The 11,925-nt window shown below is 65.0% G+C and carries 13 protein-coding genes; 5 read left to right on the top strand and 8 right to left on the bottom strand.

The features are described 5' to 3' along the window. Nucleotide 1 precedes the first annotated feature (1 nt). Nucleotides 2–412, top strand: a complete 411-nt coding sequence (locus RHO23_RS20500; RefSeq protein ID WP_081347467.1) for a WhiB family transcriptional regulator — start codon at nt 2–4, stop codon at nt 410–412. On the opposite strand, the gene RHO23_RS20495 is transcribed toward RHO23_RS20500, so the two are convergent. The 4 genes from RHO23_RS20495 to RHO23_RS20480 form a co-directional block, all read right to left on the bottom strand. Beyond that, nucleotides 402–2,348, bottom strand: coding sequence for a YhgE/Pip domain-containing protein (locus RHO23_RS20495; protein ID WP_057967622.1), 1,947 nt, complete (start codon nt 2,346–2,348; stop codon nt 402–404). The two genes, RHO23_RS20500 and RHO23_RS20495, sit on opposite strands and share 11 nt — an antisense overlap. Before the next feature lie 3 nt (nt 2,349–2,351). Beyond that, entirely contained in the window at nt 2,352–3,092 is a 741-nt protein-coding gene (locus RHO23_RS20490) for a hypothetical protein (RefSeq protein WP_070921299.1), read from the bottom strand. A 131-nt stretch (nt 3,093–3,223) separates the two neighbouring features. After that, complete coding sequence (locus tag RHO23_RS20485) at nt 3,224–3,898, bottom strand: nitroreductase family protein (protein ID WP_264922952.1); 675 nt, start codon at nt 3,896–3,898, stop codon at nt 3,224–3,226. Between the two features lie 28 nt (nt 3,899–3,926). Then, complete coding sequence (locus RHO23_RS20480; protein WP_423488256.1) at nt 3,927–4,913, bottom strand: aldo/keto reductase; 987 nt, start codon at nt 4,911–4,913, stop codon at nt 3,927–3,929. Between the two features lie 101 nt (nt 4,914–5,014). Here RHO23_RS20480 and RHO23_RS20475 point away from each other — a divergent pair, with 101 nt between their 5' ends. Continuing rightward, a complete protein-coding gene (locus tag RHO23_RS20475; RefSeq protein ID WP_057964603.1) occupies nt 5,015–5,848 on the top strand; it encodes a helix-turn-helix transcriptional regulator in 834 nt (277 codons plus the stop codon). Nucleotides 5,849–5,856: 8 nt separating this feature from the next. On the opposite strand, the gene RHO23_RS20470 is transcribed toward RHO23_RS20475, so the two are convergent. Then, on the bottom strand, nt 5,857–6,702 hold the full coding sequence (locus tag RHO23_RS20470) for a helix-turn-helix transcriptional regulator (protein ID WP_423488255.1): 846 nt from the start codon (nt 6,700–6,702) through the stop codon (nt 5,857–5,859). Nucleotides 6,703–6,803: 101 nt separating this feature from the next. Here RHO23_RS20470 and RHO23_RS20465 point away from each other — a divergent pair, with 101 nt between their 5' ends. Continuing rightward, nucleotides 6,804–7,733: an SDR family NAD(P)-dependent oxidoreductase gene (locus RHO23_RS20465; RefSeq protein WP_423488254.1), complete on the top strand. Its 930-nt coding sequence runs from the start codon at nt 6,804–6,806 to the stop codon at nt 7,731–7,733. Here the strand turns inward: RHO23_RS20465 and RHO23_RS20460 are convergent. Next, a complete protein-coding gene (locus RHO23_RS20460; RefSeq protein ID WP_232783271.1) occupies nt 7,730–8,101 on the bottom strand; it encodes an ATPase in 372 nt (123 codons plus the stop codon). The genes RHO23_RS20465 and RHO23_RS20460 overlap by 4 nt on opposite strands. Before the next feature lie 26 nt (nt 8,102–8,127). After that, on the bottom strand, nt 8,128–8,973 hold the full coding sequence (locus RHO23_RS20455; protein ID WP_070915978.1) for a patatin-like phospholipase family protein: 846 nt from the start codon (nt 8,971–8,973) through the stop codon (nt 8,128–8,130). A 154-nt stretch (nt 8,974–9,127) separates the two neighbouring features. Here RHO23_RS20455 and RHO23_RS20450 point away from each other — a divergent pair, with 154 nt between their 5' ends. Both RHO23_RS20450 and RHO23_RS20445 read left to right on the top strand, forming a co-directional pair. Beyond that, nucleotides 9,128–10,183 carry an NAD-dependent epimerase/dehydratase family protein gene (locus tag RHO23_RS20450; protein ID WP_423488253.1) on the top strand — a complete coding sequence of 352 codons (1,056 nt, stop codon included), beginning with the start codon at nt 9,128–9,130 and terminating at the stop codon, nt 10,181–10,183. A 21-nt stretch (nt 10,184–10,204) separates the two neighbouring features. Then, nucleotides 10,205–10,828 (top strand): MBL fold metallo-hydrolase, encoded by a 624-nt coding sequence (locus RHO23_RS20445; RefSeq protein ID WP_064410019.1) that lies wholly within the window; start codon nt 10,205–10,207, stop codon nt 10,826–10,828. Here RHO23_RS20445 and RHO23_RS20440 read toward each other — a convergent pair. Next, on the bottom strand, nt 10,825–11,784 hold the full coding sequence (locus RHO23_RS20440; RefSeq protein ID WP_423488252.1) for a GlxA family transcriptional regulator: 960 nt from the start codon (nt 11,782–11,784) through the stop codon (nt 10,825–10,827). The two genes, RHO23_RS20445 and RHO23_RS20440, sit on opposite strands and share 4 nt — an antisense overlap. Between the last annotated feature and the right edge of the window lie 141 nt (nt 11,785–11,925).

Raw genomic sequence — 11,925 nt, 5'->3', positions numbered from 1 at the left:
ACTGGCTATCGCATTCCGGCGGTCAGGGGCTCCAGACTCGGTGGATGCGGATGGCATCGACGCGCCGGAATGCTTTCGGGCGGTTTGGGGCACGGCCGTGACACGACCAAAGTTTCGCGGCCTGGAACCGGGTTTGGATGAATTGGAGTGGCAGGTCAAAGCGGTCTGTCGCGGAATGTCGACGGATATCTTCTACTACGCCGAAACTCAGCGCGGAGCCTTGCGAAAGCAATACGAGGTGCAGGCGAAACAGATCTGCAACGAGTGCCCGGTGCGTAGGCCATGTGCGGCGTATGCCATGAGAACCGATGAACCACACGGTGTTTGGGGTGCGATGACAACGCGGGAGCGCCGAGTGGCCATGACACGCTCGCGGCGAAAAGCCGCCACGGCGGAGCGTGCTACATCTTGATCGACGGCAGCAGCCGCGTCAGATTCCAGAGTTGATTACGCCGGGCCGACAGGCTGGTGATCAGGAGCCCGCCCAGTGCGATGCAGAGCAGTGTGATCACCGACTGCCACAACCTGCCATCGATGCCGCCCAGAATCAGCTGACGTAGTCCGTCGACGCCGTAGGTCATCGGATCGTATTTGTGCAGCACTTGGAAGGGTCTCGAGGTGGTCTCCACCGGATACATGCCGCCGGCGCTGACTAGCTGCAACATGAGTAGGGCCATGAGCAGCACCCGACCGACAGCCGGACCCACCAGCGCGTTGATGGCCTGGGTAGCGGCAACGAACGCGAATGAGACCAGCACCATAAACGCGAGCATCGCGACGGGGTGCGCGGCGTGCATTCCGAGCGCGAATCGCACCACGCAGTACAGGATGATCGCCTGGAAGATTCCGATGGTGGCGGCAGGCAGATAGCTGGAGAGGGCCACCCGAATCGGCAGTACCTCCGCCGCAATCGCACGAGTCTGCAAGGGCCGCAATATCATCCACAGCACCAATGCGCCGAAGAACAACGCCAGCGTGACGAAGAACGGCGCCATGCCGGTCCCGAAGTTGGGTGCGGCGTTCTCATGCGAGGTCTCCAGATGCACCGGACCGCCGATGGTGTCGGCGATGGCGTCCTTCTGCTGGGCACTCCAGTTGGGCACCTGCTTGGCGCCTTCGGCGAGCTTGGTCGCCAGTTCGGCCGAGCCGGAACGCAGCTGTGCGGTACCCGATTTCAGTTGTTGCGCACCGTCGTCCATTTGGGCGATACCACTGGACAGTTGCGCGTTCCCGGTGGCCAGCTGCTGCGCGCCGTTACGCAGCTGGGTGAGCTTGTTGGTGAGTTCCTGGCCCTTGCCGCCGACCTGATCGAGCGCAGACTTCAGCGGGCTGCCGGGTCCGCGCAGCGTCTCGGTCATTGCGATCGACGCGTTCTCCGCGTCGGTCAGCTGCTGGCGAACCTGGGGTGTGAACTGATGCTCGCGTAACTGATCCTGTATCCCGCGCAACGTGTTCGCCGCCGGGTCCTGGCGTCCGGCCAGCTGGTCGATCACCGGGCTGAGTGCGTTGGCGGCGCTGTCCTGCGCCTTGGCGATGCCCTCGATCTGATCGTTGGCCTGCCGGAGCGCGTCGGTGCCCTGCTGAAGCTTGTCGGTGCTGCCGCCGATGTTCGCGACCGCCTTGCTGACGGTCAGCAGGGGATCGGTTGCCTGGTTGATGCCGTCGGAGAGCTGCTTGGCGCCGGTGGCCAGTTGTGCTGACCCGGGTCGGGCCGTGTGCAGCCCGTTGGCGAGCTGCCCGGCACCGTCGTCGACCTTGGCCGCGCCGTCTGCGAGTTTCTGGGCGCCGTCGGCGGCCTGCTGGATACCCGCGCCGGAGGAGACCACGACGGACAGAACCTGATTGACGGCCTGGCCGGATATGCGGGTCGAGACGGCATTGAGCACCTGGTCGATTGCGGTGCGGCCGATGCTCGAGGAGATGTAATTGTTGGCATCGTTGTAGACGGCGACCAGATTGGCCTGCTTGGGCTGACCGGTCAGTGGCGAGGCGATGGCCTCACTGAAATCGGGCGGTAGCTCCAACATGAAGTAGTACTTGCCGTGGTCAACTCCGGCACGCGCCTCATCGAGATTCAGGACGTGCCAGTCCATGCTGCCGTCAGCGGTGAGGCTCTTGGAGATCTCCTCGCCGATGTTCACCTGCTGGCCGGAAACAGTGGCGCCCTTGTCGGCGTTGACGAGGGCCACGGGCATCTTGTTGACGTGACCGAAGGGGTCCCAGTAGGCCCACAGATACAGCGCGCCGTACACCAGCGGCAGCAGCATGAGGACCACGATCGCGGCGCGGGTCATTCGGCTGCGGCCGAAACGCTTTATTTCTGAACCAAATGCGAGTCCAGCGAGCATGGGCTAGTCCCTCCCCGTGAGGATGCGATGGTCGTGCAAGTCGTGGATGGGCGCGTCGATACCCAGGGGGTTGGTCACCCCGACAACGATGGTGCGGTTCTCGGCGAGCGCACCGAGTCGTTCGACGGCCGTGGCCCGGCGGGAGTTGTCGCGGACCTGTTCCAGGTCGCCGATGACCAGGATGGGCCGGTCTGAGAGCAGTGCCAGCGTGATCCGCAGCAGGAACAGGTCGAGGTCAGACAGTTCGACGATGTACGTGCCCGCCGAAGGGGTGGGAAGCTCACCGAATACTTCGGCCAGTTTGTCGCGTCCGGTGTCGGCAGGGACCCGCGAGAACCACGGTGCCAGCCAGCGGACCTGCTCGGCGAGAACGGTCTGCACCGTCACGGTCTCTTCGAGCTCATCGATATCGGCGAAAGCAGCGATGGCGCAGTGTCGGCGGATCGCCCGCGGATCGCTGTCACCCATCACGGTGACCGTGCCGTGGCTGGGCTTGAGTCGCCCGGCCAGCGCCAGCAGCAGGGTGTGCTGTCCGGGTCCACCGGGCATCTGAATGGCGTGGAACCCCGAGGTGAGTTCCAGGTCGATATCGGAGAAGAGCGGTCCATGTTCACCGTCCACGCCAAGCCCCGTGGTGGTGATCAGGGCCGAAGCACTCTCCGGGGGAGCGTCCTCTCCCGGCTCCTCGGGTAGCGCGGTATCCGATTCATCCGATGTGGTGTCCGGCTCGTCCTGTGCGTTCACGGGTTGCTCGTTTCAGATCGCTGACTGGCACGTCCATTCGATCAAACATCAGGTTGCCCAGGGAAATCAGTGTGATCTCGAATATTCGTGTGGCCGTGAGTGACATTCGCATGCTCCTCCGGGCCACCCGATCAGCCGTGCTCGGGGCGATAGGGATCGCCGTCGAACCGTTCGAGGGTGACGAATTCCTCGATGGCGTTGCGTCGCAGCCTGGTCAGCTGCTTGATCGGCTTGCCGATGGGTAACACCGCGGCCACCGCATACGTTTCGGGAATACCCAATAGCTCACGTACTTTCGGCTCCTGTGCGACTGCCATGGTGGTGAGCGTTCCGCCGAAGCCTTCTGCTCGCGCGGCCAGCAGGATGTTCCACGCCAGCGGGTAGACCGATGCTCCGCTGATGACTCCGACGCGATTGAGCTCCTGATCCGTCGCGGCGACAAGCCGCAGGTCTACGCACACGACGAGGACGACTGACGCGGTGCGCAGCGTTTCGGCTACCGACGCGGGAACGGTGGTCGCATCGATGGTCTCCTGATCAACCTGCGTGGGGGTTACCGGATTCCATGGCGATTCGCCCGCCATGATCTGCGCGAAGTAGCGGCGTGCTCCCGGCTGCGCCGCCGCGACGAGGCCTTCACGGGTCCGCTGGTCCCGTACCACGATGACGTGACCGGCCTGCCGGTTGCCTCCGCTAGGTGCGAACCGCGCGTTATCGAGGATGCGATCTAATACCTTGTCGGGCAGGGGTTCTCCGGTGAACTCACGTGCCGCGAACGTGGTGCGCATGACGTCGTAAAGTTCCATGACGTCACTCTAGTCAGCGGGTGGTGGCTCACCGTTCGGAGTCGAGCACCGCCATCTGTGCTGCGGGGTAGCGGTCGCCGGCTACCTGTGCTGCGGGCACCGCGACTTCGATCCGGTCCAGTTGATCGACCGTCAGCTCGAGAGTTGCCGCTCCCAGGGCTTCGGCCAGCCGGGTGCGGGTACGCGCGCCCACCAGCGGCACGATGTCGGCGCCGCGTGACCCCACCCAGGCGATCGCCGCTTGGGCCACCGTGACGTCAAGTTCCTGCGCTACCGAACGCAACGCCTCGACCAATGCCAGGTTGCGGTCCAGGTTGTCCTCGGCGAACCGGGGGCTCGCTTTTCGGAAATCGCCTTGCCCGCCACTGGATTTAGTCCAATGGCCGCTGATCAGTCCGCGGGCCAACACACCGTACGCGGTGACGCCGATTCCCAGCTCACGGCAGGTGTTCAAGATGTTGTCCTCCACACCGCGGGATACCAGGGAGTACTCGATCTGGAGGTCGTTGATGGGCCGGACTGCGGCTGCTCGGCGGATGGTCTCCGAGCCGACTTCTGATAATCCGATTCGACGCACGTATCCGGCATCGACGAGTTCACCGATTGCACCGATCGTGTCCTCGATAGGCACGGCCGGATCCAGCCGTGCGGGGCGGTAGATGTCGATGTGATCGGTGCCCAGGCGCTGCAGCGAGTAGGCGACGGCGGCCTTCACTGCACAGGGACGCGCGTCGAACCCCGCCCAGGAGGTATCGGGGCCGAGTTGTGCGCCGAACTTCACGCTGAGCTGGTACTGGTCCCGGGGCACTGAGCGCAGCGCCTCGGCGATCAGCAGTTCGTTGTGTCCCATGCCGTAGAAGTCGGCGGTGTCGAGCAGAGTGATTCCGGCGTCGAGAGCGGCGTGCACGGTCGCAGCGGCCTCGTCGCGATCCGATACCCCGTACGCGCCCGACATGGCCATGCAGCCGAGGCCAAGCGCGGAAGTGGTCAGGGCGCCGATTGTCTTGGTCATCATGCTTGCCAGTGTTGGCCGGATCAGGCAGAACAACCACGGTGCGTCGAGCCAGGGACTGCCAGTCCCTGGCTGGCGCGCCGTTACCCGGCAACAATGGGGCGATGGATCGAGAGTCGCTGGCGGACTTCCTGCGCCGTCGCCGCGAGGCGGTGCAACCCGCGGAGGTCGGGTTGCCGGCCGGCTCACGCCGTCGGACCGCGGGCCTGCGGCGTGAAGAAGTAGCGCAGCTTACGGGGATGTCGGTCGACTACTACGGCAGGCTGGAACAGGCCCGCAGCGCCCAACCGTCCGAGCAGATGCTGCGTGCTCTCGCGCGAACCCTGCGTCTCACCGATGACGAGACCGATCATCTGTACCGGCTTGCCGGACATACGGCTCCGGACCGTGCCTGCGCCGCGTTGCATGTGCGTCCGGCGCTGCTCTTCGTGCTCGATCAATTGCGAGATGCCGCCGCGTTGGTCTGCTCGGACACAGGGATCATGTTGGCGCAGAACGAACTTTCGAAGCTGCTCTCGGGTGACCTCGTTACCGGAGAGGCCGGGTTGCAGTCCAGCCTGATCTGGCAGTGGTTTACCGATCCCCGGATACGTGAGCTGGCGCCGGAGGAGGATCACGAGGAGCATGGCCGCACGTTGGTGGCCGACTTACGCGCGGCCTGGGGGCGCAGGCGCGCCGACGCCGACATGCGTGAACTTGTCGAGAGCCTGCTGCAGCGCAGCCCCGAATTCGCCGGACTGTGGGAGCGGCACGAGGTCGCCGCACGGCGCATGCAGCGCAAGACATTTCTGACCCGAGTCGGCGCGATCACGCTGGACTGTGAGGTCCTCGCGACGGCAGATGGCCAGCAGTTGGTGGTACTCACCCCGCCCGCCGGGTCGTCGGCATTGGAGAGCCTGCGCCTGCTCGCCGTGGTCGGGGAGCAGACGCTGGATTAGGGACGCCGCTATTCGACGAGCGACTGCGTGCCGAGGACTATCGCCAGCGCAAGACGTTCGGCGTCCTCGGTTCCGGGTTCGGCGGTGTACATCATGACCCGCAGATCGTCTGCGGCGACGATCAGCACATCGCAGTCCAGCGTGATATGCCCGACATCGGGATGGCGGATTGTCTTGCGCCGCCCCGGCGAGTGTTGCGCCGTGAGGTCGCCGGCTTCCCAGAGTTCGACGAAACGTGTGCTCTGCGTAGATAGTTCGCCGATCAGCTGTTTGAGCCGGTGATCGCCCGGGTAACGCGTGGCGGTGAGACGTAGATCCGCGACGATCTGAGATTGGAAATCCGCATGTTCCTCGGGAGTGTGCACTACCCGGGTGCCGGGGCCGACTATGTTGCGCCAAACGCTGTTTCGCTCGATTCCCTGCCATGTTGTGGTCGGGCCCATGAGTGCGTCGTATGCCGCATTGGCGATCACGAGCGTCCAGGTGGCATCGAACACCGCGACCGGCGTATAGGACAGCCGGTCAAGCAGACGTTGCACGCTCGCCGTGATGCGCGTCGACACCACGTCGCGCCCGGGCGGCGCGTGTCCCGATAAGCGAAACAACAGATCCCGATCGGCGTCAGACACGCGCAATGCGCGGGCCAGGGCCTCGACCACCTGAGCAGACGGGGAGGTGGCCCGGCCCTGCTCAAGCCGTGTCAGGTAGTCGACCGAGATCCCGGCCAGGCCGGCGAGTTCCTCACGGCGCAGACCACTGGCCCGGCGCCGGGTGCCGGCGGGAACCCCCGCTGCCTCGGGGGCGATGCGGTCACGCCAGTGCCGGACGGTCCTGCCGAAATCCCACGACTCCACCCCACAACTATGCGTGCCAAGAAGATCGTTGTCCTGGCACTGGCAGTCCTACGAAAACCCGACGACTGCCTGGACGCCCGGACGAGCTCAACACTGGTGCCATGACAAAGACATCACACCCGATCTCGTCGGGAACAGTGCTGATCACCGGACCGACCGGGGGACTTGGCCGAGCAGCGACCCTGGCAATGGCCAGTCGTGACGCCACCGACCGCCCCGACCTGTTGTTGGTCGGCAGGCCCGGTGATGCACTCACCGAGGTGGCGGAGGCGGCGCGAGCGGCTGGGGCCACGGTGCACGCGGTCGGCTGCGATCTGGCCCGCCTGGCTGATGTGCGTGCGGCTGCCGCGGAGGTCACCGAGCTGTTGGCCGCGGGTGCGGTGCGCCCGCTGCGCGCGTTGGTGGCGAACGCCGGAGTTTCCGTCGTCGACACCCGCGCGGCCTCCGCGGACGGCTACGAGCTGACCTTCGCCGTGAACCATCTGGCGCACGCCCAGCTGATCGGCGATCTGTTGGGTGTCTTCGAGACGCCGGGGCGGATTGTGCTCTTGGGCTCGAACACATACCACCAGAACATTTTCCGGCGAATTCTCGGGGTGCCGCCCGCGCAGTGGCGTGACCCGATCGAGCTGGCCTGGCCCGGAGCGGGGACAGCGGGAGGAGTTGCCTACTCCGATTCCAAACTCGCGATCCTCTACTACGCGCACGAGCTGCAGCGCCGTGTACCCGATGGCGTTCACGTGTCGGTGTTCGAGCCGGGATTCATGCCTGGGACCGGGATTACGCGGGAGATGCCTGCGGGAATTCAGAAGCTGATGCGCGCGGTATCGCGCATTCCGGGAGTCTCCACCCCGGCAAAATCCGGCCCGATGCTCGCGTCGGTTGTCCTCGATGACCGTTGGGCGCACCTGCGTGACGGTGCGTTTGTCGTCAAAGACCAGGAGCGTGACGTCAAATCCTTCGCCGTCGACCGGGCTCGTGAGGCCCGGTTATGGGACGCTACCGCCGAGCTTCTGGGGGCACGTCGTTAATCGCCGGAACGTGGCGGACTCAGCCGCCGCTTGATCTCGTTCTGGAACGACGCGAGGACGCCGCGCACGGCGGACTCGGTGACGGTAACCGGCGTGAGCACGGATTCCGCGAGCCCGACGATCCGCTCGATGCGCGTCATGACGTTCTCCATGCGCTCGACGACGAGCATCATGCGCGGTGTGAGCTCACCGATGACGCCAAGTGTGTCGTTCATGTCGATGAGAACGGCTGACATGTCGGTGAGCACGGTGTCGAGCTGCTCGACGGTGACGTCTGCGTTGAGTGCCGCGCGGGCCAGTTTCTGGATCCGCTCACGCCCGCTGCGGGAAGCGGGCGAGCCCTTCTCTGGGGTGTCGTCGAGCACCACGGGGCCAGTATTACAGCTCGGTGTGCTCAGTCGTGCTGATGTTCCAGCAGATCCGCCTGATTGATCTTGAATCTGGGCATGAGTAGCCATCGGAGGGTCTGCGCGCGTGCACGGTCGATGAGCTCACCGGAATGCGAGAAGTCGATCGGTGAGATACGGACGGGACACAGCGGCGGAACCACCCGCAGGTCCACGGTTCCCTCGAATCGGGCCACGTCCACGGCCAGGCGTTGGTTGATGGCCAGCGTGGTGGCGTGCAATGCCATGGCCAGCGCGCCTTTCGGAGCTTCGCGAAGAGCACATGAGTATCCGGTGGGCAGCACCCAGATCTCGTCGGCGCCTAGCGAAACAGCGTGCGAGAGAGGGGTGTTGTTCACGACGCCACCGTCGATGTAGTCCCGCCCGTCGATAGTCACCGGCGGCAGCACGGCGGGGATAGCGGCACTGGCGGCAATCGCGTCGATCGGATTTCCGCGCGACAGCAGAATGTCTTTGCCGGTGAGCACGTCTGTCGCGACTACGTGCAAGGGAATGGGTGCGTCTTCGAGCCGGTGAAACTCCAGGTTTTCTCGCAATAACCGGCGCAGGCCCGAATCTGAAACCAGGCTGCGCCGGCGACCGACAAACCCCAGGAACCCCGTGTACAGGTTGGTGGGAAAGACGTCACCGCGTGAGAGCGAACGCCACAGATCGGCGAGTGCGTTCACGCCGTCCATATCGGAGCGAGCGGCCAGCCAACCGCCGTTCAGGGCGCCGACGGACGTGCCGACGATCAGGTCGGGAGTGACACCCGCCTCCGTCAGCGCCTGCAGCATGCCGACTTGTATCGACCCGAGGCTGGCGCCGCCGGACAACACAAACGCTGTTGTCATGGTCCAACACTAACGATCCGCCGGAGCGCCGGGCCGTCGCATGGCCATTCTGGACAGGTGTCTGGTTTTAGGCAATAGTAGGTGCGGTAGGTCGCATATATGGCCTCGGCCACAAGCATTTAGGGGCTGGACACTTGTCTATTTGGAGGTTGGCGTGACCGGTGATCGTGTTCTGGTGACCGGCGCGTTCGGCCTGGTGGGGTCCGCTGTTGTGGATGTCCTCGCGGCACGGGGTTACGCCGTGGCCGCCACTGATCTGCGCACACCGGCGAACCTGCGGAGCGCGGAACGTCTGCCATCCGGAGTGCGGGTGCACTGGGCTGACCTGACATCCGTCGCCGAGGTCACGGCATTGATCGAATCCGTAGCGCCCGCGGCGATTGTTCACCTCGCGGCGCTGATTCCGCCGTTCTGTTACGCGAATCGGGCGTTGGCGCAGGCAGTCAACGTCGAGGCGACGGGGCATCTGGTAGCCGCCGCCGCGGGGCTCGCATCGGCACCGCGCTTCATTCTGGCCTCCAGCGTCGCGGTATACGGCACCCGAAACCCGCATCGTGACAAGGGGCTGCTCACCGCTCAGACGCCGGTCAACCCGAGTGATCTCTACGGCGCCAACAAGGTTGCCGCCGAGAAGCTGGTGACTTCGTCGGCACTTGAATGGGTTGTGCTACGGCTCGGCGGGGTCTTGACGTCGGCACCTCGGTGGAGCATTGATCCCAACTTGCTGCGGTTTGAAGCGGTGCTTCCGTCGGACGGCCGGATCCAGACCGTCGATGTGCGCGATGTTGCACAGGCCTTTTGCGCCGCGGTATCGACGAGCCAGGTACGCGAGGTCTTCCTGATCGGCGGCGACAGCTCCCATCGCACCACGCAGTCGGCCGTCGCATCCGAAACGGCGGCCGCGATGGGGCTTGTCGGCGGCGTTCCCGCGGGACGCCCGGGCGATCCCGGCGATGATCGGAGCTGGTTCGTCACCGATTGGATGGATACCGAACGTTCTCAACAAGTCCTTGACTTCCAGCGACATTCGCTACCCGTGATGCATGCTCAGACGAGTGCCGCGGTGGGGTGGCGGCGCGCACCCTTGCGATTGGTAGCGCCCATAGTGTGGGCCGCGCTCAAATCGCAGTCGCCGTACCGCGGGATGGGTGGGCATTTCGCCGATCCATGGCGTGCGATCGATCGGTGCTGGGGCGATCCGCAATACTGAAACCATGCGAAAGGCCGACGGATGAGTGGCATTGAGCGGGTCGTGACCCGCGGAACCTTCGAACTCGATGGCGGCAGTTGGGAAGTCGACAACAACATCTGGATCGTCGGCGAGGGCGACGATGTGGTGGTCTTCGACGCCGCCCATTCGGCAGAGCCGATCGTCGAGGCGGTTGCCGGGCGCAATGTTGTGGCGGTGGTGTGTACCCATGGCCACAACGACCACATCACCGTCGCTCCTGAGTTGAGTCACACGCTGGACGCGCCGGTGCTGTTGCATCCGGCTGACGACGTGCTGTGGCGAATGACTCATCCGGACAAGGATTTCCGTGCGGTAGAGGACGACATGGTGCTTGCCGTCGGCGGACTGGAACTGCATGCCCTGCACACTCCGGGTCATTCGCCGGGCTCGGTATGTTGGTATGCACCCGAGCTGCGGGCCGTGTTCTCGGGCGACACCCTGTTCCAGGGCGGGCCCGGCGCCACCGGGCGGTCGTTCTCCGATTTCCCGACGATCCTGCGGTCCATTTCTGGGCGTCTTGGTCCACTTCCCGCCGATACGGTGGTCTACACCGGTCATGGCGATACGACCACCATCGGTGACGAGATCGTGCACTACGACGATTGGGTGGCGCGCGGGCACTAGCGTGCGGCGGTTCGGAACCGGTCGCGGTAGGCCTTCGGTGAGACTCCCAGCTCGCTGACGAATACCCGCCGCAGCGTCTCGGGGCTGCCGAACCCAGCGATTCGTGCGGCTTCGGCGACGGTGCTGCCCGCATCCAAGGCGCCGCGGGCCGCATCGATTCGGGCGAGTTCCACGTATCGCGCTGGCGTAGTGCTCAACTCGGTGTGGAAGAGCCGGGTGAGCTGGCGGGTGCTCAGCGCCGCCCGCGCGGCCAACTTGTTGACACTGTGATCGCCGGCAGGGTCGGCGGCGATCGCGTCGGTTGCCGGACGCAGCACCGAGCCCGCAGGCGGCGCCGACTCCACGAAGACCGAGAACTGGGACTGTCCGCCCGCGCGTTTGAGATAGACGACCAGTGACCGCGCCACCTCGCGCACGATGTCTGATCCGTAGTCGTCCTCGACGAGCGCCAGCGCCAGGTCGATACCCGCGGACACCCCGGCCGAGGTGAAGACATCCGCATCTCTGACGAAGATCGCGTCGGGCTCGACGGTGATGTTCGGAAACGCCCGCTGCAGCAGCCCGGTATGACGCCAATGCGTGGTGGCGCGACGATGGTCGAGTACACCGGCCTGCGCGAGCAGGAAGGCGCCCGTACAGATGGATGCGATGCGCCGGCAGCGTGCGGGTATTCGGGCCAGGGCGTCCACGAGTGGGGGGTCCAACGGGCGCCCGATCAGCACATCCCCACCCGCCACCAACACGGTGTCCGTGGACTCGATGGAGTCGATTGTCGCGGTCACCGAGAACGCTGACCCGATGGATGTCGCCACGTCCTGCCCGTCGACCGAGGCCACCACCAACCGGTAGTTCGCGCCGAATCGATTGGCCTCGGCGAACACCTCAGCGGGACCGGCCAGGTCCAGCAGCTTCATGCCGTCGAACACGACGATGGTGATGAGCCGCTCATCGGACATGACCTCAGGATCGCAGATGCATGGCCGTGCACATGTCCGGATCTGTGGGATCGACGGCGGTTGCGCACCTCCCACCCGCGAGTGTCTGCGCCAGAGACTCGTAGGTGACCGAGTTCCGTCGGACACGTTCCGCCAGACATG

Source organism: Mycobacteroides sp. PCS013 (assembly GCF_049532645.1).
GTDB classification, from domain to species: domain Bacteria; phylum Actinomycetota; class Actinomycetes; order Mycobacteriales; family Mycobacteriaceae; genus Mycobacterium; species Mycobacterium gwanakae.
The sequence above is the reverse complement of the archived record's forward strand: the minus strand, read 5'-3'. Positions and strand labels throughout refer to the sequence as shown.